This is a genomic window from Streptomyces sp. R28, assembly GCF_041052385.1.
Taxonomy (GTDB): Bacteria; Actinomycetota; Actinomycetes; order Streptomycetales; family Streptomycetaceae; genus Streptomyces.
Map to the genome: position 1 here is coordinate 2,463,218 of NZ_CP163439.1, position 21,521 is coordinate 2,484,738.

Consider the following 21,521-nt stretch of genomic DNA (forward strand, 5'->3'; position numbering starts at 1 on the left):
GTCGGCTGTCACCCGACTGCCCGCAGATCTTCAAGGAGACACGAGAACCGTGACGGACATCGTCGACGAGCTGAAGTGGCGTGGCGTGATCGCCCTGTCCACTGACGAGGACGCATTGCGCAAGGCGCTCGCGGACGGTCCCGTCACGTTCTATTGCGGTTTCGACCCGACCGCGGCCAGCCTGCACGTCGGCCACCTGGTCCAGGTCCTCACCATGCGCCGCCTCCAGCAGGCGGGCCTGCGCCCGCTGGCGCTGGTGGGCGGCGCGACGGGCCAGATCGGCGACCCGCGCCCGACGGCCGAGCGCACGCTGAACGACCCGGAGACGGTCGCGAACTGGGTGAACCGCCTGCGCGGGCAGATCGAGCCGTTCCTGTCCTTCGAGGGCGAGAACGCCGCGGTGATGGTGAACAACCTGGACTGGACGGCCGGCCTGTCGGCCATCGAGTTCCTGCGGGACATCGGCAAGCACTTCCGCGTCAACAAGATGCTGACCAAGGACTCGGTCGCCCGCCGTCTGCAGTCCGAAGAGGGCATCAGTTACACGGAGTTCAGCTACCAGCTGCTGCAGGGCATGGACTTCCTGGAGCTGTACCGGCGGTACGGCTGCACGCTCCAGCAGGGCGGCAGCGACCAGTGGGGCAACCTCACGGCGGGTCTGGACCTGATCCACAGGCTGGAGCCGCACGCGGGCGTGCACGCTCTGGCGACCCCGCTGATGACCAAGGCGGACGGCACCAAGTTCGGCAAGACCGAGGGCGGCGCCATCTGGCTCGACCCGGAGATGACGACGCCGTACGCGTTCTACCAGTTCTGGCTGAACGCGGACGACCGGGACATCTCCACCTACATGCGCATCCTCTCCTTCAAGTCCCGTGAGGAGCTGGAGGAGCTGGAGAAGCAGACCGAGGAGCGTCCGCAGGCCCGTGCCGCGCAGCGTGCGCTGGCGGAGGAGCTGACGACGCTGGTGCACGGCGCCGACCAGACGGCCGCCGTGATCGCCGCGTCCAAGGCCCTCTTCGGCCAGGGCGAGCTGGCGGAGCTGGACGACCGGACGCTGGCGGCGGCCCTCTCCGAGGTACCGCACATCCAGGTCGAGCAGCTCGGCCAGGTCGTCGACCTCTTCGCCGAGGTCGGCCTGGTGGCCAGCAAGTCCGCGGCACGGCGCACCGTGAAGGAGGGCGGGGCCTACGTGAACAACGTCAAGGTCGCCGGCGAGGACGCGGTGCCCGCGAAGGAGGACCTGCTGCACGGACGGTGGCTGGTGCTGCGGCGCGGAAAGAAGAACTTGGCGGCGGTCGAGGTCACCGGAGTCTGACGGCCCTACGGGGCCGTAGGGAACATACGCATGGCGAAGGGGCGGCTACCCGCACGGGCGGCCGCCCCTTCGCCATGTACGGCTCGACCTCGGGGCATCCGGCCTCAGGCCCGCTCCTTGCGCTTGCCCAGCGTCGCCATGTACAGCATGTCGCCCACGTACACGATGATCACCGCGGCGACGATCTGGAAGACGTGCCGGCTCCAGTCGATGCCGCGGGTCGAATCGACGCCGAACGCGCGGGCGATGGAGTTGCCGACGACGGCACCGAGGATGCCGAAGATGGTGGTCAGCCAGAGGGGGCTGTGCTGCTTGCCCGGGATGAGCAACTTCGCGATCAGGCCGAGCACGAATCCCACGATGATCGCCCACAACCAGCCCATGGCTGCCTCCTCGTACGGCTCGGGGTGAGCATTACGCCCAGTGTTGGCCCGGATGTGGTACGTCGCATGCCGGGTAGGGCCGTACGCGTTACGGCTGAGGGCGTTCCCCCAGGTGGCAGGAGCCCCGGTCTCGTACGCGGCGGAGGCGGGGCGTACCGTGGGAGGTGTCCCGGCCCGGGGTCCTGACCGAGGGCGGGCCGGTGCGGGCGGGGGAGAGTCCGATGCGGGCGGATGGTGGAATGTGATGCGGAAGCTGCACGCGGGCGGCAACACCGAGGTGTTCCGGATCACCGGGGCCCGGGCGGGCCTCCATGACGATGTGCGTGCACGGCAGCGCCGGTACATCATCTCGATGTCGGTCCGTACGGTGTCGGTGATCCTCGCGGCCACACTGTGGAACGTCGAACGGCACGTCGCGATCGTGGCGCTGGTGCTCGGGGGGATCCTGCCGTACATCGCGGTCGTGATCGCCAACGCGGGGCGAGAGAATGCGCCGTCGCTGCCCTCGACGTTCGTGGCCGCGCCGATGCGGCCGATGATCACGCCGCCGCGGACGAATGACGGTTTCGCGGAACCGGTCCCGGAAGATGTCGCGGGGGACTCCGCGCCCGGCGCACAAAGCAAACCGCACGACGGGGCGTGACTCCGCGGACCTGTGTGTTCCGGACGTCGACTCCGCGCCAAGCTCAAGAAAAGCTCAGATCAATAGTGTTGTTCCGGTGCCGGGCGACGGGGTACCCGTGACATACTTCGTAGGCGCTCCGCATCCCCCGTCGGAGCGACGGACCGACGCCGGGCAGCTCCCCCCGTGGCTGCTCGGCGTCGCCTTTTTGTGCGCGAATCTGTGAGACGAATCTGTGAGTGACGAAACGCCGATCTGCTCCGCCAAGGGGTGCCGTGCCGATGCCGTGTGGGTGCTGGCGTGGAACAACCCGAAGATTCATACGCCGGAGCGGCGCAAGACATGGCTCGCCTGTGAGGAGCATCGCGAGCATTTGTCGCAGTTCCTCGGGGTGCGGGGGTTTTTGAAGGACGTGGTCCTGTTGAAGGAGTGGGAAGAGGCCTCTTCAGCCACCGATGGCTGACATCGGACGGTCCGGCTGGACGAAGCTCGGGTCGTCCAGGCCCGCGCCCGCCTTCTTGCCCCACATCGCCAGGCGCCAGATGCGGGCGATCTCCTCGTCCGGGGCACCCGAGCGCAGGGCCGCACGCAGGTCCGTCTCCTCCGTGGCGAACAGACAGGTGCGCACCTGCCCGTCGGCCGTCAGGCGGGTGCGGTCGCAGGCCGCGCAGAACGGGCGGGTGACCGAGGCGATGACGCCGACCACATGCGGGCCGCCGTCCACCAGCCAGCGCTCCGCCGGAGCCGAGCCACGCTTGTCCTCACCCTCGGCGGTCAGCTCGAAGCGGGTGCGCAGGGACGTCAGGATGTCCCCGGCGGTGATCATGCCGTCGCGCTTCCAGCCGTGCTGGGCGTCCAGGGGCATCTGCTCGATGAACCGCAGTTCGTAGTCGTGCTCCACGGCCCAGGCCAGTAGGTCCGGGGCCTCGTCGTCGTTCAGGCCCGGCATCAGGACCGAGTTGACCTTGACCGGGGTCAGGTCGGCGTCGCGGGCGGCGTGCAGGCCCTCGATGACGTCCTTGTGCCGGTCACGGCGGGTGAGGGTCTTGAAGACGTCCGGGCGCAGGGTGTCCAGGGAGACGTTGACCCGGTCCAGGCCCGCCGCCTTCAGGGCGGCGGCGGTGCGCTTGAGGCCGATGCCGTTCGTCGTCAGCGACATCTGCGGGCGGGGCTCCAGGGCCGCGACGCGCTCCACTATCCCGACCAGTCCGGGACGCAGCAGGGGCTCACCACCGGTGAAGCGGACCTCCTCGATACCGAGGGAGGTGACCGCGATGTCGATCAGGCGGACGATCTCGTCGTCCGTGAGCAGGTCGGGCTTGGCCAGCCACTGCAGGCCCTCCTCGGGCATGCAGTACGTGCACCGCAGGTTGCAGCGGTCCGTCAGCGAAACCCTCAGGTCGGTGGCCACACGGCCGTAGGTGTCGATGAGCACTGGGCCCCCTCCCTCGTCACGACCAGATTCAACTTCCGTCACCTGCGAGCCTACGTGACCGCACTGACAGCGACACCGGCCCGATCCCACGACGTACGACGCGGCCGCGTCGTAGAGATCTACGACGCGGCCGCTCAGGGGGCGTGCTCAGTGGGCGCCGGTGCCGGTCAGGGACCTGACCTCCAGCTCCGCGTACTTGCCGGCGTCGGGCTCTTCCTTGGACAGGACCGTGCCGAGCCAGCCCATGAGGAAGCCGAACGGGATGGAGATGATGCCCGGGTTCTTCAGCGGGAACCAGGCGAAGTCGACGTCGGGGAACATCGCCTTGGGGTCGCCGGAGACGACGGGCGAGAACAGCACCAGGCCGACGGCGACGATCAGACCGCCGTAGATCGACCACAGCGCGCCCTGCGTGGTGAACCGCTTCCAGAACAGGCTGTAGAGGATCGTCGGCAGGTTGGCGGAGGCCGCGACCGCGAAGGCCAGCGCGACCAGGCCGGCGACGTTCAGGTCGCGGGCGAGGGCGCCGAGGAGGATGGATACGGCGCCGATGCCGATGGTGGCCAGGCGGGCCGCCCGGATCTCCTCCTTCTCGGTGGCCTGCCCCTTCTTGATGACGTTCGCGTAGATGTCGTGGGCGAACGACGAGGACGAGGCCAGGGTCAGGCCGGCGACCACGGCGAGGATCGTCGCGAAGGCCACCGCCGAGATGGTGGCGAGCAGGATCGCGCCCCAGGTCGAGTCGACGCCGCCCAGGTGCAGGGCGAGCAGCGGTGCCGCCGTGTTGCCGGAGGGGTTGGAGGCGATGATCTCGTCCTGCGAGATGAGCGCGGCGGCGCCGAAGCCGAGGGCGATGGTCATCAGGTAGAAGCCGCCGATGATGCCGATGGCCCAGTTCACGGACTTCCGGGCGGCCTTGGCGTTGGGCACCGTGTAGAAGCGGATCAGGATGTGCGGCAGACCGGCGGTGCCGAGGACCAGGGCGATGCCGAGGGAGATGAAGTCCAGCTTCGAGGTGCCGGTGGCGCCGTACTGGAGGCCCGGCTCCAGGAAGGCGGAACCCTTGCCGCTGTTCTCGGCGGCCTGGCCGAGCAGGTCGGAGATGTTGAAGTTGAACTTCAGCAGCACCAGGAAGGTGATCAGGATGGTGCCGCCGATGAGCAGCACGGCCTTGACCATCTGGACCCAGGTCGTGCCCTTCATGCCGCCGATGGAGACGTACACGATCATCAGGACGCCGACCAGGGCGACGATGAGGATCTTGCCGGCGTCGGTGGTGATGCCGAGCAGCAGGGAGACCAGGACGCCCGCGCCCGCCATCTGGGCCAGCAGGTAGAAGATCGACACGACGATCGTGGAGGTACCGGCCGCCGTGCGCACGGGGCGCTGGCGCATGCGGTACGCGAGCACGTCACCCATCGTGTAGCGGCCGGAGTTCCTGAGCGGCTCGGCCACCAGGAGCAGGGCGACCAGCCAGGCGACCAGGAAGCCGATGGAGTACAGGAAGCCGTCGTATCCGAAGAGGGCGATGGCGCCCGCGATGCCGAGGAAGGACGCCGCGGACATGTAGTCGCCGGAGACGGCGAGGCCGTTCTGGAAGGCGCTGAACGACCGGCCGCCCGCATAGAAGTCGGCGGCGTCCTTGGTCTGGCGGCCCGCCCAGACGGTGATGAACAGGGTCGCGACCACGAAGCACGCGAACAGGGTGATGATCAGCGGCCGGTGCTCGCTGGCCTCGTTGGCCGCAAGGGTCATCGCGGGGCTCATGCGCCGCCCTCCATACGTGTCTTGATGGCCTCAGCCTTGGGGTCGAGCTTGGCGCTGGCGTGCCGCGCGTACCACCAGGCGATGAGGAACGTGGTGATGAACTGGGCGATACCGAAGACGAGCGCGATGTTGATGTTGCCGAACAGCTTGGTGCCCATGAAGTCGCCCGCGTAGTTGGAGAGCAGGACGTACAGCAGGTACCAGGCGATGAAGGCGATGGTCAGCGGAAAGGCGAAGGAGCGGTAGGAGCGGCGCAGTTCACCGAACTCCGCGCTCTCCTGCACCTCGGTGAACTCCTCGGTGGAGGGGAGTTTGTGTGTCTCTTTCGAGGGGGGCGGTGCGTCGGTGGCCACGGAGTCTCCTCGCGTTGCGGGCGCTGTTGCGACAGTGGACGGGGACGGATCGGGGGTGGGGGGCGGATCGGGAGTCGGGGACGGATCAGGTACGGACATGGACGGCTCTGTTCCTCGCAGTGACATGGATCACTTGAGCCGGGTGGCGATGTTAGGGCTCCGGCGCGTGATCCGACAGGGGGCTCGATGGTGCTCGCGCCTCCTGTTCAACGTCACGGCGCCACGCAAGGACCGGTTCAACTCCCCGGGCGTCTTTCCGAAGTCGCCCCGGGTCAGATTGCTGGCCAGTAGGTTCGGGGATAGCTTCACCTCTGCACCACTCGTCATGTACCTGCCCGAACGCCACCCGCGTCTCGGGCGGTCTCGTTCCGGATGATGTGGAGATCCCATGGCTCATCTGCGGTCCAGACGCCGACTCGGCCTCGCAGTACCCCTCGTTCTGTCACTGACCGCCTCGCTCGGCTTCCTGCCGACCGGGGCCGCGGCGGCATCACCCGCGGAGCCCATCGTGCGGGCCGCGGACGCGTCCGCGCTGGCGTATGTCGTCAACACCAGGCCTGACCGCCGCACGATCGAGGCAGTGAAGAAGGCGGTCGCCGCGGCCGACGGGACGGTGGTGATCGCGTACGAGCGGATCGGCGTGATCGTCGTCCACTCGGCGAACCCCGACTTCGCCAAGGCGATACGCGCGGTGCGCGGGGTCCAGTCGGCGGGTGCGACGCGTACGACGCCCCTGACCGCCGCCGGGGCGACGGACGAGGGCCCCATCCAGCTCATGACGGAGGGACAGGCCGCAAGGACGGCCAGCGCGGCCGGCACGGCGGCCGACAGCGAGCCCCTCGAGGCCGACCAGTGGAACCTGCGCGCGATCGGCGCCGACCGGGCCGCGAAGATCAACCCGGGCAGCGGCAGGGTGACCGTCGCCGTGATCGACAACGGCGTCGACGACACCCACCCCGACCTCGCGCCGAACTTCTCCGCCGCCCAGTCGGCGAACTGCGCCGGCGGCAAGGCGGACACCACCGAGGGCGCCTGGCGGCCGTACACGAGCGCCGACGCCCACGGCACACATGTGGCGGGCGAGATAGCCGCACCCCGCAACGGCATCGGCATCGCCGGCGTCGCCCCCGGCGTCAAGGTCTCCGGGATCAAGGTGAGCGATCCGGTCAACGGTCTCTACTACCCCGAGAGCGTCGTGTGCGCCTTCGTGTTCGCCGCCGACCACGGCGTCGAGATCACGAACAACAGCTACTACGTCGACCCATGGTTGTACAACTGCATGGACGACCCCGACCAGCGGGCGATCGTCGACGCGGTCAACAGGGCCCAGCTGTACGCCCAGGACAAGGGCACCCTCAACCTCGCGTCGGCCGGCAACTCCAACCACGACCTGGACTCCGACGCGATCGTCGACGAGAGCAGCCCCGACGACTCCACCGCGGTCAAGCGCACGGTCGACCCGCACGAGTGCTTCGACGTACCGACGCAGCTGCCGGGCGTCGTCACGGTCAGCGCCACGGGCGTACAGAACCTCAAGTCGTACTACTCCTCGTACGGTTACGGCGTCATCGACATCGCGGCGCCGGGCGGCGACCGGCTCTACCAGATCCCGGACACCCCGTCGAAGAACGGCCGCATCCTGTCCACCGTCCCGGACGGCAAGTACGGCTTCCTGCAGGGCACGTCGATGGCCTCCCCGCACGCCGCGGGCGTCGCCGCGCTGCTGAAGTCCCGGTACCCGTACGCGACTCCGGCCCAGCTGAAGGCGTTGCTGAAGGTCCAGGCGGACAACCCGGGTTGCCCAACGTCCTACGACCAGAACGGCGACGGCACCCAGGACGCGGTGTGCGAGGGCGGCAAGCGGTTCAACGGGTTCTACGGGGTCGGCATCGTCGACGCGCTGGACGCGGTTGACTGACCGGGCAGGCCGGATGTACGGCGGCGGCACTCCGGTCAATGTGTTGATCGATTCAACACCGCTCAACCCTGCATAGTGCAGTCATGACTGGAATCGAGTACGCCTGGTCCGCGGTGGGCGGCGACCCCGCCCTCCTCCCACGGGTGTCGACCGTGCTGCGGGAGGGCGCGCTCCCTGCGCGCCTCCCCGTACGGGAGTTGGCGCGCGCCTGCGTCGGTGCGTGCGCGTTGGCCGCGGCCGAGCTGGGGGCGCGGCGGGCCGGGCTCGCCGAGGTGCCCGAGGTACGGCTGGACGACGGCGCGATCGCCACGGCGTTCGTGAGCGAGCGGCATCTGCTGGTCGACGGGCGCGCGCCGGTCGCCTTCGCGCCGCTGTCGCGGTTCTGGCGGACGGCGGACGGTTGGGTGCGCACGCATGCCAACTATCCGCATCACCGGGCCCGGCTGCTGGCCGCGCTGGGGATCACGCAGGAGGACCCGGACACCCTGGGGGCGGCGCTCGCCGAGCGGTCCTCGCGCGAGGTGGAGGAGTCCGTGTACGCGGCCGGCGGGCTGGCCGTGGCGCTGCGTACGCCCGAGGAGTGGGCGGTGCACGAGCAGGCGGCCGCGGTGGCCCGACGCCCGCTCGTCGAGCACGAACGGCTGAACACGGCACGCGCGTGTGCGCTCCCGCCGCTCGACGGTGCACCCCTGCTGCCCGCCGCCGGAGTGCGCGTACTGGATCTGACGCGGGTCATCGCGGGCCCCGTCGCCACGCGCACGCTCGCGCTGCTCGGCGCGGACGTCCTGCGCGTGGACCCGCCGCACCTGCCCGAACTGGCTGACCAGCACGCCGACACGGGCGTCGGGAAGCGCTCGGCGACGCTGGACCTGGTGGCCGACCGGCGCATCTTCGAGGACCTGCTCGCGGCCGCGGACGTCGTGGTCACCGGGTACCGTCCGGGCGCCCTGGACCGCTTCGGACTGTCGGCTCAGGAACTGGCCGAACGACGGCCCGGGCTGATCGTGGCGCAGTTGTCGGCATGGGGGGCGTACGGGCCGTGGGGCGGGCGGCGCGGGTTCGACAGCCTCGTGCAGACCGCCACCGGGATCGCCGCGATCGAGGGATCGGCCGAGCGGCCCGGCGCGCTGCCCGCGCAGGCCCTCGACCACGGGACGGGGTATCTGCTGGCGGCGGCCGTCCTGCGGGCGTTGACCGAGCGGGCCGAGCAGGGGTACGGCCGGTGTGTACGGCTGGCACTGGCGCGCACGGCGGCATGGCTGACGAACCAGATCGAGCCGGGCCCGGCGGGGAACGTGGCGTACGACGGGCCCGATGCCTGGCTCACCGAGAGGGACGGCGCGCTGGGGCGGCTGCGGTACGCCCGGTCGCCGGTGTCGTTCGCGGGCGGTCCGGACGACTGGAGTCGGCCGCCGGGGGTTTGGGGTGCGGATCCGGCGCGGTGGGTCTGAGCGGCCGGGGGCCGGATTCCGCGTGGCTGGTCTGAGCGCCGGGGCCGCCGGAAACGTACCCAGGGGCGGAATGCCGTACCACCACTTGTTTTCCGGCACTTGCCCGAATCTGGGATGCTTTGTGAAGATCACGAGGTGACGTTGACGAGACCTTCCCATGGCGTGTCCGACGGGAGTGCGCCCGGACCGCGCCCCGGCGTGGGCCGAGCCGTCGCCGTTCTCGTCCTGGTGGCGCTGGCGGCGTCGATCCCGCTGCTCGGCCCGTCGGCCGCGCTGGACGGTACCGGGGAGGCCGCCGCGCCCGGCGCCGGTGGGATCGCGCTGCTGCGTGCGGTGCTGTTCGCGGCGCTGTGCGTCCCGGTGGGCGAGCTGCTCGTGAACCGGCTGGCCCGGCATGTGCCCGGCGCTCCCCCGCACCCGCCCCGCAGTTGGGCGCCGTACGCGGCCGGCGCCGGTTTCGTCGCCGCCCTCGGTCTCGCCTCGGTGGTGTCCACGGGCAACCTCGTGCCGCACAGCCCTTCCGACCTCGACGTCGGCGGCCTCTACACGTCGCGCGACGGCAAGCTCGCGCTGCTGGAGGTCAACGCCTTCGCCGCGGCCGGGCTGTGCGCCCTCTCACGCCGGCCCGCCACCCAGGTCTGGCCACTGGCCGCGGTCGTGGTCGCCGAGGCGCTGCGTGCCCACCCCACGACCGAGCACAGCCCGCTGCTCGGCTCCGGTCTGACGCTGGTGCACCTGGCCTGCGCGGCGCTCTGGGCCGGCGGACTGCTGCACGCGCTGCGGGCCCTGCGCGGATGGGGCGGCGCTCAGGCGGGCGCGGCCCTGCTGGGGCTCTACGCGCGCGTGGCGGCCGTACTGCTCGCCGCCATCACGGCGACGGGGCTGTGGAGCTCGCTGCGCCGGATGCCGTCGGACACCGTCCTGGACCAGCTGACCGAGACGGCCTACGGGCGTGCCCTGCTGGCCAAGGTGATCCTGGTGGCGGCCGTGGCCGCGCTCGCCCTGTGGGCACGGATCAGGCTGCGCCGGGCGGCCGACCCGCTGACGGCCTGCGCTCCCGCGCGGGCGGAGGTCGTCGCCCTGGGTGTGGTGGTGGCCCTGTCGGGACTGCTGACGGCGCTGCCGGTGCCGATCCGCTGGTGACTCAGTTGGTGACCTGCACCTTGAGCGCCGTGCGCTCGTCCATCGCCTTGTAGCCGGCGGGGACGTCCTCCAGCCCGACCGTCAGGTCGAAGACGGGCGACGGGTCGATCGTGCCGTCCAGGACGTCGGGCAGCAGGTGCGGGATGTAGGCGCGGACCGGCGCGACGCCGCCGCGGAGCGCGATATTGCGGTCGAACAGGACGCCGAGGTCGAGCCCGGTGCCGCTGCCGTGCGGCACACCGACGAAGCCGATGGCACCGCCGTCCCGGGTGATGTCGACCGCCGTACGCATGGACTGTTCGGTACCGACGGCCTCGACGACGGCGTGCGCGCCCTGACCGCGGGTCAGTTCGCGTACCGCCTCCATGGCCGCGTCCCCGCGCTCGGCGACGACCTCGGTGGCGCCGAAGCGGCGCGCGATGTCCGTACGGGCCTGGTGCCGGCCCAGCGCGATGATCCGCTCGGCACCGAGCCGCTTGGCGGCGAGCACCGCGCACAGTCCTACGGCGCCGTCACCCACCACGGCGACCGTGGCGCCTGGGCGGGCTCCGGCGCCGAGAGCGGCGTGGTGGCCGGTGCCCATGACGTCGGACAGGGTCAGCAGGGCGGAGAGCAGGTGGTCGTCGGAGGCCGCGTCCTTGGGGAGCCGGACGAGGGTGCCGTCGGCGTAGGGGACGCGCACGGCCTCGCCCTGGCCGCCGTCGGAGCCGACGGTGCCCCAGAAGCCGCCGTGCTCGCAGGAGGTGTTGAGGCCCTCGCGGCAGTAGTCGCAGACGCCGTCGGACCACATGAAGGGCGCGACGACGAGGTCGCCCCGCTGGACGCCGCTCACCTCGGAGCCGGTCTCCTCGACGACTCCGAGGAACTCGTGGCCGATGCGCTGGCCGGGCTGCCGTGCCGACTCCCCCCGGTACGCCCACAGGTCGCTGCCGCAGATGCAGGCACGCAGCACCCGCACCACGGCGTCGGTGGGCTGGCGCACCACGGGATCGGGCACGTCCTCCACGCGCATGTCGAAGGGGGCGTGGATGGTGGTGGCGCGCATGACGAGGGTCCTTCTCGTGTCCGGGGTACCTGCGCTCGGGGGGTGGTCGAGCTCACCTCACCGTACGTCGCCGTCGGCGCCCGGCGCGCTTCGAGGGCCCGGAGCCGGTCGGCGCTACACCCCCGACGCCCCCAGCAGCGCCCCGGCCGCGTAGGTGACCCCCATGGCCAGCGCGCCGCCCGCCACGGTGCGCAGTACCGCGCGGGGCGGGGCGGCGGCGCCCAGGCGGGCGCTACTCCAGCCGGTCAGGGCGAGGGCGGCCAGTACCGAGGCGACGGTGACCGCCAGGCGCAGGTCCGCCGGTGGCAGCACCATCGCGAGCAGCGGCAGCAGCGCCCCGGCCGTGAACGCCAGGAAGCTCGCCCACGCCGCGTGCCACGGGTTGGTCAGCGCGTCCGGGTCGATACCGAGCTCCACGCGCGCGTGTGCCTTCAGTGCGTCCCGTTCCGTCAGTTGGACGGCCGCCTCCATGGCCACGTCCCGGGAGAGCCCGCGCCGCCGGAGCAGTTCCGCCAGCTCCTCCAGCTCCGCCTCCGGCTGCTCCCGCAACTCCCGCTTCTCCAGGGCCAACGCGGCCTTCTCCGAGTCGCGCTGGGTCGACACCGAGACGTACTCCCCCGCCGCCATCGACATCGACCCGGCGAGCAGTCCGGCCAGCCCGGCCGTGAGCAGGGCGGAGCGGTCGTCGGTCGCTCCGGCCACGCCGACGACGAGTCCCGCGGTCGACACGATGCCGTCGTTCGCGCCGAGGACGGCCGCCCGCAGCCAGTTCAGCCGCTCGCCCAGCGCGCCGCCGTGGGCCTCGTCATGCATGGGTTCGGTCACATGCGGAGGATTGCACCACGGCGGTCATCAGGGACGTACCGACGCTCCCGGTCAGGTGAGGCTCCCCATCAGGCACCGGGCTCACCGGGGGGGGAGGACGGCAACACCGGGTACGGGCCGACCGGTTGGCGTGCTGACGTTCGCGGCGCTCGAACGGACGGGCGGAGCACGGCACCTGACGGCCAGGAGTGTCAGTCCCGGCCCGTATCCTCAGTGACCATGCTCGAAGACCTCACGACCGCGGCGCCCTCCCCCACAGCGTGGCCGGCCGCGTATCCCCAGGGATACGCGGTCGTTGACGTGGAGACCACGGGCCTGGCCCGGGACGACCGGATAATCTCCGCGGCCGTCTACCGCCTGGACGCGCGCGGCGAGGTCGAGGACCACTGGTACACGCTGGTCAACCCGGAGCGGGACCCGGGCCCGGTCTGGATCCACGGTCTGACGAGCGAGATGCTCGATACGGCGCCTCTTTTCCAGGACATCGCCGAGGAGTTCTCGACCCGGCTCGACGGCCGGGTGCTCGTCGCGCACAACGCCGTCTTCGACTGGCAGATGATCGCGCGGGAGTACGCGCGCGCGGAGCGCGAGGCCCCGGTCCGGCAGCGGCTGTGCACCATCGCGCTGTCCAAGGAGCTGGCCCTGCCGCTGCCCAACCACAAGCTGGAGTCGCTCGCCGCGCACTTCGGCGTCGTACAGCAGCGCGCGCACCACGCGCTGGACGACGCGCGTGTGCTGGCGGAGGCGTTCCGGCCGAGCCTGCGGGCCGCGGCTGCGGGCAGCGTGCGGCTGCCGCTGCAGGAGTGCCGGCCGCTGGTCGAGTGGCGGGACACCGCCACGCCCCGGATCGGACAGCAGGCGGGCGGCTCCAGCAGCTACGGCGGTTCCAGCAGCTATCGGCCGACCAGTTGGCGGCCGTCCCGCAAGAGGCCTGCCTGCCCCTACCCCAACCCGGGGCGCTACGAAGAGGGCAAACGACTCAAACAAGGCATGCGGGTCGCCTTCTCCGGTGACACGTCGATCGAGCGCGACCTTTTGGAGGACCGCGCGATCGAGGCCGGGCTGCATGTGTCGACGAGCCTGTCGCGGCTGACCAGCCTGCTCGTCACCAACGACCCGGACGCGAGCACGTCGAAGGTGGTCAAGGCCCGCCAGTACGGGACGCCGGTGATCGACGAGGCGGCGTTCGGGCAACTCCTGCGGGACGTGGAACCGGCGTCGGAGCAGTGACCGTACGGACGGGTGATTGCCGCGCGACTCGCCCGGAGCCCTCTCGCCCGGGCCGCGGTGACGGCTCACCCTGTGGCGCATGGCGACATGTGAAGTATGCGGAAACGACTACGGCATGACCTTCGAGGTGCACGCGCAGGGCGCGGTGCACGTCTTCGACTGCTTCTCCTGTGCGATCCACCGCATGGCCCCGGTCTGCGAGCACTGCCGCGTCCAGATCATCGGGCAGGGCGTCGAGGTCGAGGGCCAGTGGTACTGCGGTGCCCACTGCGCCCGCGAGGAGGGAAAGGTGGGGATCGTCGACAAGGTGTGACCCGGTACCCGCCTCAAAGCACCCCACGACCGAGTTGTACGGTCGTGGGGTGTACCGCTTCCTGTTGTCCCGGCAGTGGGTGATCCTCACGCTGGTCGCCCTCGTCCTCATCCCCACGATGATCAGGCTGGGCATCTGGCAGATGCACCGTTACGAGGAGCGCGCCGCCCGCAACCAGCTGGTCGCCGACGCACTGGGCGCTAAGCCGGCGCCCGTGGAGAAGCTGACCTCCCCGGGGCACACGGTCACCACCAAGGAGCGGTACCGCACGGTGACCGCCGTGGGCCGCTTCGACACCGACCGGGAAGTAGTCGTCAGGCGGCGTGTCAACGCCGACGAAGAGGTCGGCTTCCATGTGCTCACCCCCTTGGTCCTCACGGACGGCAAGGTGCTGATGGTCAACCGCGGCTGGATCCCCGCGGACGGGCCCAGCCAGACCGCGTTCCCCAAGATCCCCGCGCCGCCGAGCGGGCGTGTCACCGTCACCGGGCGGCTGATGCCCGACGAGACGACCGAGGCGAGCGGCATCAAGGACCTCAAGGGGCTTCCCGACCGGCAGGTCATGCTGATCAGCAGCGAGCAGGAGGCGCGGCGCCTCGATGCGCGGGTGCTCGGCGGGTACGTGGTGCAGACGACGCCCGAGCCGAAGGGTGACACGCCGGAGCTGATCGGGAAGCCGGGCGAGGAGAACGCCGCGCTGAACTATGCGTACGCCCTTCAGTGGTGGCTGTTCGCCGCCGGGGTTCCCATCGGCTGGGTGATCCTGGCCCGCCGTGAAGCCCGTGACCGGGCGGCGGGTCAGGAGAAGGCGGCGGAGGCGGAGCCGGTGGGCGTGTAGGGTCCGCCCGCTCGCCATCGGCGGCCGGTGCGGCCGCGACGGCGGGGTGCGGGGGCTGGTCGCGCCCACGCGACGGAGCCGCATATCGGACACAGCCCCGCCCCCCTCAGGGACGTCCGGTCACCTGCGTCTCAGCAACAGCGGCCTTGCCTGTGACCCTCGCGGTGCTGGCGGCTCAGCACCTTGGTCAGTTCCTGTACGTACCAGCGCACCCAGCGCGCCGCCCTCACGACCGCACCCCCACCAACGGCTCGCCCGCCTGCTCGGTCACATCGATACGGGACTCGACGTACGGTGCCTCGGTGGTCGGCAGTGAGCCGGGGCGGCGGATCGACCGGACGCACACCACCGCCGCGTTGACGATGACGACCGCGACCAGCAGCAGGAACAGCGCGATCAGCACCCCGTCGACCGTGGAGTTGGTGACCACGGTGTGCATGTCGTCGAGAGTCTTGGCGGGCGGCAGGACCTGGCCGCTCTCGATGCCGTCGGCGTACTTGGCGCGCTGGGCGAAGAAGCCGATCTTGGGGTCGTCCGAGAAGATCTTCTGCCAGCCCGCGGTGAAGGTGATCGCGACCACCCAGGCGAGCGGAACGCCGGTGACCCAGGCCCAGCGCAGCCGGCCGGACTTGATCAGGACCGTGGTGCAGACGGTCAGCGCCACGGCCGCCAGGAGCTGGTTGGCGATGCCGAAGAGCGGGAAGAGCTGGTTGATTCCGCCGAGCGGGTCGGTGGCGCCGGTGTAGAGGAAGTAGCCCCACGCCGCCACGACGAGGCCGCTGCACAGCCAGATGCCCGGCTTCCAGTTGACCCGGCCGATCGGCTTCCAGACGTTGCCGAGCATGTCCTGGAGCATGAAGCGCCCGACGCGGGTGCCGGCGTCGACCGTGGTCAGGATGAACAGCGCCTCGAACATGATCGCGAAGTGGTACCAGAAGGCCTTCATCGCGGTGCCGCCGAAGACGCCGGAGAAGATCTCCGACATGCCGACCGCCAGGGTCGGGGCGCCTCCGGAACGGGCGATCAGCGTCTGCTCCTCGACGGCCTTGGCCGCCTGGGTCAGCTGGTCGGGGGTGACGGTGAAGCCGAGGCCCGCCACGGCCTGGGACGCCGACTCGGCCGTCGTACCGAGGAGACCGGCGGGGGCGTTCATCGCGTAGTACAGGCCCGGTTCCAGGGTCGCCGCCGCGATCAGCGCCATGATCGCGACGAACGACTCCATCAGCATCGCGCCGTATCCGATCAGCCGGACCTGTGACTCCTTCTGGATCAGCTTCGGGGTCGTGCCCGAGGCGACCAGCGCGTGGAAGCCGGAGAGCGCGCCGCAGGCGATGGTGATGAACAGGAAGGGGAAGAGGGATCCGGCGAAGACGGGGCCCGCGCCGTTCGATGCGAAGTCGCTCACCGCGTCCGCGCGCAGCACGGGGGCGGCGACCACGACACCCACCGCGAGCAGGGCGATGGTGCCGATCTTCATGAAGGTGGAGAGGTAGTCGCGCGGGGCGAGCAGCATCCACACCGGGAGTACGGAGGCGACGAAGCCGTAGCCGACGAGGCACAGGACGAGGGTCGTGGGGCTGAGGGTGAAGGCGCCGGCCAGCGAGGACTCCTGGATCCAGCTGCCGCCGACGATCGCGAGCAGCAGCAGCGCCACGCCGATGAAGCTGGTCTCGACGACCCGGCCCGGGCGGATGCGGTGCAGCCAGAAGCCCATGAACAGGGCGATGGGGATGGTCATGGCCACCGAGAAGGTGCCCCACGGCGAGTGGGCGAGGGCGTTGACCACGACCAGGGCCAGCACCCCCAGCAGGATGATCATGATGGCGAAGACCGCGATCAGCGCGGCCGCGCCGCCCACCCGGCCGATCTCCTCGCGGGCCATCTGCCCCAGCGACTTGCCGTCCCGCCGCATGGACAGGAACAGCACGACCATGTCCTGCACCGCCCCGGCGAAGATCACCCCGGCGACGATCCAGAGCGTGCCGGGCAGATAGCCCATCTGGGCCGCGAGTACGGGACCGACCAGCGGCCCGGCGCCCGCGATCGCCGCGAAGTGGTGGCCGAGGAGCACCCGGCGGTCGGTGGGCTGGAAGTCGACGCCGTCCTCCAGACGCTCGGCGGGGGTCGCCCGGCGGTCGTCCGGCTTAAGTACGCGGCGGGCGACGAAGCGGGAGTAGAAGCGGTAGGCGATGGCGTACGAGCCGAGCGCGGCGATCACCAGCCAGACCGCGGAGATCTCCTCGCCCCGGGCCAGCGCGAGGACTCCCCACGCGACGGAGCCCAGGAGGGAGACGGTGCTCCAGAGGAGGATCGACCTGGGTTGGATCGACCTAGGTGACATACGGGATTTTCCCGGCGCCTGACGGCCGTTTTCGGGCAGGGCTGATGTGGGCATGGCGGCTCCTTGAAGGACGAGTCAGAGGTGACTCAGCAGATCAACAGGCGGCTGGGACAGGAGCTCCCTCCCGCTCACTGTCGGTCTGTGGAAGAGTTGCCCACCCCCTCGAACCGGTTGACAGCGAATTTCCAGGAAATTTCCCGCCGGTTCCCTGTCCTCCGTTCCAGCCGCTCGCGCAACTCTCCCCCGAGGGCACAGGCACACCAAGGACGGTGACCCATGGCCGACGGCGCCATGACCGCGACGTTCCTCGCCGTGATCGGCGGGGCGTCGCTGCTCGCCGTGACCGCGCGGCGCCTGCACCCCAGCGAGAAGCTGCCCTCCCTGGAGGGCTGGGCGCTGGCCGACCGCAGCCTCGGCCCGGTGTGGACCTGGCTGCTGCTCGGCGGCACGATCTTCACCGCGTACACCTTCGCCGCCATACCGGGCCTGGCGTACGGCAACGGCGCGCCCGCCTTCTTCGCGGTGCCGTACACGGTGATCGTCTGCCCGCTGGCCTTCGTGCTGCTGAGCCGCCTGGGGACCGTGGCCCGCCGGCACGGCTACGTCACCGCGGCCGACTTCGTGCGCGGCCGGTACGGCTCGCCGCCGCTGGCCCTGGTCGTCGCGCTGACCGGGATCCTCGCGACGATGCCGTATCTCGCGCTGCAACTGCTCGGCATACGGGCGGTGCTGACGGCCGGGGGCGTCTATCCGCGGGGTGCGGCCGGTGATCTGGTGATGGTGGCCCTGTTCGCGGGACTGGCCGTCGCCACGTACCGGCACGGGCTGCGCGCCCCCACCGTCATCTCCGCGCTCAAGGCCGTGGCCGTCTTCGTCTCGTTGACCGCGGTGACCTGGCTGGTCCTCGACCGGCTGGGCGGCCCGGGTGCCGTCTTCGACGGTGCGGCCGAGCGCATCGGCGGCCCGGCGCTGCTCCTGACCCCCGAGCAGCAGCCCGCCTACGCCACCCTCGCCCTCGGCTCCGCGCTCGCCCTGCTGATGTACCCGCACGTGCTCACCGCCGGCTTCGCGGCCGACGGCCCGCGGACGCTGCGCAAGGTGTCCGTGGCGCTGCCCGCCTGGACCGGCCTGCTCGCCCTCTTCGGCTTCCTCGGCATCGCGGCTCTCGCGACGGGCGTGCGTGCCCCCGCGGGCGGTGCCGAGGCCGCCGTACCGATGCTGGTCGACCGGTTGATGCCGGCGCCGCTGGCCGGGCTGGTGTTCGGGGCGATCACCGTGGGGGCGCTGGTCCCGGCGGCGGTGATGTCAATCGCGGCCGCCACCAGCTTCGTACGCAATGTGTACGTCGAGTACGTTCATCCGACGGCCACGCCCAAGCGGCAGGTGCGCATCGCCAAGGCCGTGTCGCTGACCGCGAAGGTGGGTGCGGTGGCGTTCGTGTTCGGGCTGCGCGACCAGGACGCCATCAACCTCCAGCTCCTCGGCGGGGTCTGGATCCTGCAGATCTTCCCGGCCGTCGCGGTGGGGCTGTTCACCGGGCGGCTGCATCCGCGGGCGCTGCTCGCCGGGTGGGGCGTGGGCATGGTGGCGGGCACCTGCATGGTCGTACGAGAAGGGTTCTCCTCGACCGTGTCCCTCGGCTCCGGACCGGAGATCTACGCCGGGCTCGCCGCCCTGCTCCTCAACCTGACCGTCGCGGTGGCCGGGACCGCGGTACTCGAACGTCTCGGCGTCCCGCGCGGCGCCGACCTCACCGACCTGCCGTCACGCCTGAGCGTCAGGCGGCGCCCCGAGACGGGAGCGAACAACCCGTGAGACAGCACCGAGACGCGCCGCAGCGAAACGCGGCACCGCCGCTCGCCGGCGCCCCCGTGCCGGCCGTGCCCCTCACCCCCGCGGTGAGCGACCCGGCGGACCTGGAGCGCGAGGCGGGCCTGGCCCGCCTGTTCGAGCTGCACTACTCCTCGATGCTGCGCCTGGCCGTCCTGCTCGGGGCCGACGATCCGGAGAACGTGGTCGCGGAGGCCTACTACCAGATCTACCGGAGGTGGCGGCGGCTGAGGGACGCCGAGGCGGCGGAGGCGTATCTGCGCTCCACCGTGTGCAATCTGACGCGGATGCGGATACGGCACCTCCAAGTGGCCCGCAAACACGTCGAGAAGCCGTCCGACGAACTCGTCGCCTCCGCCGAGAGCGCCGCGCTCCTGCGCGACGACCAGCGTGTGCTGATCGACGCGCTGCAGCAGCTGCCCGCCCGGCAGCGCGAGGCGCTGGTGCTGCGACACTGGCTCGGGCTGAAGGAGAGTGAGATCGCCGCGGCGATGGGGATCTCCTGCGGATCCGTCAAAACCCATACGGCGCGCGGCCTCGCCGCCCTGACCCAGGCGATGGAGGCCCGGCGATGACGCATCGAGACGCGACTCCGTCGCGTGGCACCAGTCCGGACCGCACGGAGCGGGAGCTGCGCGAGGCGCTCTCCGCGCTCGCCGACGGGGTGCAGGCCGCGCCCGACGCCTATCGCACGGCGCGCGGCGAGTGGCTGCGCCGCGAACGCCGGCGCCGGCTCGTCCTCGCCGTCCTCGTCGCCGTCGTGTTCGCCCTGGCCACGCTGATCGGACTGTGGGTCCTCAACCAGGCCCCCGCCAGTCCCGGCGTGATCTTCTCCGGCACGGGGCCCCCGGCAGGCGTGTCACTCCCCCGGCCTCACCCCTGATTGGCCCATCGCCCCTTGGGGAACCCGCAATCGCGTGCACCAGCGCATCGAGGACTACGCCCTCATCGGCGACGAACAGACGGCCGCTCTGATCAGCAGGGACGGCTCCGTCGACTGGCTCTGTCTGCCCCGCTTCGACTCGGGAGCCTGCTTCGCCAGACTCCTCGGCAACAGCGACAACGGCCACTGGCGCATCGCCCCCAAACACGTGAAGGGCCCCTGCACCCGCCGCGCCTACCGCCGCGACACCCTGGTGCTCGACACCGAGTGGGAGACCGACGAGGGCAAGATCCGCGTCACGGACCTGATGCCCCAACGCGACCGCGCCCCCGACCTCGTGCGCATCGTGGAGGGCCTCGAAGGCCGCGTCACCGTGCGCAGCACCCTGCGGATCCGGTTCGACTACGGCTCGGTCGTCCCCTGGGTGCGCAAGACCGACGGGCACCGGGTGGCCGTCGCCGGCCCCGACTCGGTGTGGCTGCGCAGCGAACCCCACGTGCACACCTGGGGCAAGGACTTCGGTACGCACTCGGAGTTCACGGTCGAGAAGGGCGAGAAGGTCGCGTTCGTCCTCACCTGGCACCCCTCGCACGAGCCGCGCCCGCCGCTCGTCGACCCGTACAAGGCGTTGCACGCCAGCGTCCGGGACTGGCGAAAGTGGGTGGGGCAGTGCCGCTACGACGGCCCGTACCGCGACGCCGTCGTCCGCTCCCTGATCACCCTCAAGGCCCTCACCTACCGGCCGACGGGCGGCATCGTCGCCGCCCCCACCACCTCGCTCCCCGAGGAGTTGGGGGGTGTGCGCAACTGGGACTACCGCTACTGCTGGCTGCGCGACTCCACCCTCACCCTCAACGTGGGCCTGTCGGCGGGCTATCGGGAGGAAGCCGAGGCCTGGCGTGACTGGCTGCTGCGCGCGGTCGCGGGCGACCCGGCCGACCTGCAGATCATGTACGGCCTGGCGGGTGAGCGGCGGCTGCCCGAGTTCGAGGTGCCGTGGCTGTCCGGATTCGCCGGCTCCGCCCCCGTACGCGTCGGCAACCAGGCTGTGGAACAACTGCAGTTGGACGTGTACGGCGAGGTCATGGACTCGCTGGCGCTGGCCCGGGACGCCGGACTGCCCACCGAGCCGCACATGTGGGCGATCCAGGCGGCCCTCGTCGACTGGCTGCGCGCGGAGTGGCGGCAGCCGGACGAGGGGCTGTGGGAGGTGCGCGGCGGTCGCCGCCACTTCGTGCACTCGAAGGTGATGGTGTGGGTTGCCGCGGACCGGGCCGTGCGCACCCTGGAGAAGAACCCGAAGCTGAAGGGCGACCTCGACGGCTGGCGCGAGCTGCGCGACGAGGTGCACCGCGAGGTGTGCGAGAAGGGCTACGACGCCGAGCGGAACACCTTCACGCAGTCCTACGGCTCCCGCGAACTCGACGCCGCGCTGCTGCTCATCCCGCGCGTGGGCTTCCTGCCGCCGGACGACCCGCGTGTCATCGGCACCATCGACGCGATCCGCGCCGAGCTCAGTCATCACGGCCTGCTGCGCCGCTACAGCACCGACGGGACGACCGTCGACGGGCTGCCGGGCAGCGAGGGCACGTTCCTGGCCTGCTCGTTCTGGCTGGCGCAGGCCCTGCACATGACGGGTCGTACGCAGGAGGCACGCGAGTTGTTCGACCGGCTGGCGGGGCTCGCCAACGACGTGGGCCTGCTGTCCGAGGAGTACGACCCGGTGACCGACCGCCAGCTCGGCAACTTCCCACAGGCCTTCAGTCACATCGGCCTGGTGAACACCGCCCTCGCCCTGTTCGGGGGCGACGGGGCAGGATAGGAAC

Annotated in this window: 20 protein-coding genes; 13 read left to right on the forward strand and 7 right to left on the reverse strand. The window is 70.9% G+C overall.

Annotation, left to right across the window (positions count from 1 at the left end):
• Positions 1 to 49 precede the first annotated feature (49 nt).
• Positions 50 to 1,318, forward strand: coding sequence for a tyrosine--tRNA ligase (tyrS, locus tag AB5J49_RS10785; protein WP_369168330.1), 1,269 nt, complete (start codon positions 50 to 52; stop codon positions 1,316 to 1,318).
• A gap of 104 nt (positions 1,319 to 1,422) precedes the next feature.
• Here the strand turns inward: tyrS and AB5J49_RS10790 are convergent, their stop codons facing one another.
• Positions 1,423 to 1,701, reverse strand: coding sequence for a GlsB/YeaQ/YmgE family stress response membrane protein (locus tag AB5J49_RS10790; protein WP_369168331.1), 279 nt, complete (start codon positions 1,699 to 1,701; stop codon positions 1,423 to 1,425).
• 244 nt (positions 1,702 to 1,945) lie between these two features.
• Between AB5J49_RS10790 and AB5J49_RS10795 the strand changes: the two genes are divergently transcribed.
• Both AB5J49_RS10795 and AB5J49_RS10800 read left to right on the forward strand, forming a co-directional pair.
• Positions 1,946 to 2,344: a DUF3099 domain-containing protein gene (locus AB5J49_RS10795; RefSeq protein ID WP_369168332.1), complete on the forward strand. Its 399-nt coding sequence runs from the start codon at positions 1,946 to 1,948 to the stop codon at positions 2,342 to 2,344.
• A gap of 214 nt (positions 2,345 to 2,558) precedes the next feature.
• Positions 2,559 to 2,786 carry a hypothetical protein gene (locus tag AB5J49_RS10800; protein WP_062700261.1) on the forward strand — a complete coding sequence of 76 codons (228 nt, stop codon included), beginning with the start codon at positions 2,559 to 2,561 and terminating at the stop codon, positions 2,784 to 2,786.
• Here AB5J49_RS10800 and moaA read toward each other — a convergent pair.
• From moaA to AB5J49_RS10815, 3 genes are all read right to left on the reverse strand, one after another.
• Positions 2,769 to 3,758 carry a GTP 3',8-cyclase MoaA gene (moaA, locus tag AB5J49_RS10805; protein WP_369168333.1) on the reverse strand — a complete coding sequence of 330 codons (990 nt, stop codon included), beginning with the start codon at positions 3,756 to 3,758 and terminating at the stop codon, positions 2,769 to 2,771. The two genes, AB5J49_RS10800 and moaA, sit on opposite strands and share 18 nt — an antisense overlap.
• 147 nt (positions 3,759 to 3,905) lie before the next feature.
• Positions 3,906 to 5,525 carry a cation acetate symporter gene (locus tag AB5J49_RS10810; protein ID WP_369168334.1) on the reverse strand — a complete coding sequence of 540 codons (1,620 nt, stop codon included), beginning with the start codon at positions 5,523 to 5,525 and terminating at the stop codon, positions 3,906 to 3,908.
• A complete protein-coding gene (locus AB5J49_RS10815; protein ID WP_369168335.1) occupies positions 5,522 to 5,878 on the reverse strand; it encodes a DUF485 domain-containing protein in 357 nt (118 codons plus the stop codon). Before AB5J49_RS10815 ends, AB5J49_RS10810 begins: the two co-directional genes overlap by 4 nt.
• A 388-nt stretch (positions 5,879 to 6,266) precedes the next feature.
• On the opposite strand from AB5J49_RS10815, the gene AB5J49_RS10820 reads away from it, so the two are divergent.
• From AB5J49_RS10820 to AB5J49_RS10830, 3 genes are all read left to right on the forward strand, one after another.
• A complete protein-coding gene (locus AB5J49_RS10820; RefSeq protein ID WP_369168336.1) occupies positions 6,267 to 7,796 on the forward strand; it encodes a S8 family serine peptidase in 1,530 nt (509 codons plus the stop codon).
• Between the two features lie 83 nt (positions 7,797 to 7,879).
• Positions 7,880 to 9,247 (forward strand): CoA transferase, encoded by a 1,368-nt coding sequence (locus tag AB5J49_RS10825; RefSeq protein WP_369168338.1) that lies wholly within the window; start codon positions 7,880 to 7,882, stop codon positions 9,245 to 9,247.
• A 135-nt stretch (positions 9,248 to 9,382) separates the two neighbouring features.
• Positions 9,383 to 10,390: a CopD family protein gene (locus tag AB5J49_RS10830; protein ID WP_369168339.1), complete on the forward strand. Its 1,008-nt coding sequence runs from the start codon at positions 9,383 to 9,385 to the stop codon at positions 10,388 to 10,390.
• A gap of 1 nt (position 10,391) precedes the next feature.
• On the opposite strand, the gene AB5J49_RS10835 is transcribed toward AB5J49_RS10830, so the two are convergent.
• A complete protein-coding gene (locus AB5J49_RS10835) occupies positions 10,392 to 11,435 on the reverse strand; it encodes a zinc-dependent alcohol dehydrogenase family protein (protein ID WP_369168340.1) in 1,044 nt (347 codons plus the stop codon).
• A 114-nt stretch (positions 11,436 to 11,549) separates the two neighbouring features.
• Positions 11,550 to 12,260, reverse strand: a complete 711-nt coding sequence (locus tag AB5J49_RS10840) for a VIT family protein (protein WP_369168341.1) — start codon at positions 12,258 to 12,260, stop codon at positions 11,550 to 11,552.
• Between the two features lie 219 nt (positions 12,261 to 12,479).
• On the opposite strand from AB5J49_RS10840, the gene AB5J49_RS10845 reads away from it, so the two are divergent.
• The 3 genes from AB5J49_RS10845 (at position 12,480) to AB5J49_RS10855 (ending at position 14,641) form a co-directional block, all read left to right on the forward strand.
• On the forward strand, positions 12,480 to 13,490 hold the full coding sequence (locus AB5J49_RS10845; protein WP_369168342.1) for a DEDDh family exonuclease: 1,011 nt from the start codon (positions 12,480 to 12,482) through the stop codon (positions 13,488 to 13,490).
• A gap of 79 nt (positions 13,491 to 13,569) precedes the next feature.
• A complete protein-coding gene (locus AB5J49_RS10850; RefSeq protein ID WP_128436605.1) occupies positions 13,570 to 13,803 on the forward strand; it encodes a hypothetical protein in 234 nt (77 codons plus the stop codon).
• A gap of 49 nt (positions 13,804 to 13,852) precedes the next feature.
• Positions 13,853 to 14,641, forward strand: coding sequence for an SURF1 family protein (locus tag AB5J49_RS10855; protein WP_369168343.1), 789 nt, complete (start codon positions 13,853 to 13,855; stop codon positions 14,639 to 14,641).
• Positions 14,642 to 14,867: 226 nt separating this feature from the next.
• On the opposite strand, the gene AB5J49_RS10860 is transcribed toward AB5J49_RS10855, so the two are convergent.
• On the reverse strand, positions 14,868 to 17,036 hold the full coding sequence (locus AB5J49_RS10860) for a carbon starvation CstA family protein (RefSeq protein ID WP_369168344.1): 2,169 nt from the start codon (positions 17,034 to 17,036) through the stop codon (positions 14,868 to 14,870).
• Positions 17,037 to 17,258: 222 nt separating this feature from the next.
• On the opposite strand from AB5J49_RS10860, the gene AB5J49_RS10865 reads away from it, so the two are divergent.
• Genes AB5J49_RS10865 through AB5J49_RS10880 form a run of 4 tightly spaced genes read left to right on the forward strand, consistent with a single transcriptional unit; the run spans position 17,259 to position 21,517 of the window.
• Positions 17,259 to 18,797: a sodium:solute symporter gene (locus AB5J49_RS10865; protein ID WP_369168345.1), complete on the forward strand. Its 1,539-nt coding sequence runs from the start codon at positions 17,259 to 17,261 to the stop codon at positions 18,795 to 18,797.
• Positions 18,798 to 18,853: 56 nt separating this feature from the next.
• Complete coding sequence (locus tag AB5J49_RS10870; protein WP_369175099.1) at positions 18,854 to 19,387, forward strand: sigma-70 family RNA polymerase sigma factor; 534 nt, start codon at positions 18,854 to 18,856, stop codon at positions 19,385 to 19,387.
• Positions 19,384 to 19,695, forward strand: a complete 312-nt coding sequence (locus AB5J49_RS10875) for a hypothetical protein (RefSeq protein ID WP_369168346.1) — start codon at positions 19,384 to 19,386, stop codon at positions 19,693 to 19,695. Before AB5J49_RS10870 ends, AB5J49_RS10875 begins: the two co-directional genes overlap by 4 nt.
• A gap of 34 nt (positions 19,696 to 19,729) precedes the next feature.
• The gene (locus AB5J49_RS10880; RefSeq protein ID WP_369168347.1) at positions 19,730 to 21,517 is read left to right on the forward strand and encodes a glycoside hydrolase family 15 protein; all 1,788 of its coding nucleotides are present in this window, start codon (positions 19,730 to 19,732) and stop codon (positions 21,515 to 21,517) included.
• The last annotated feature ends 4 nt before the right edge of the window (positions 21,518 to 21,521 follow it).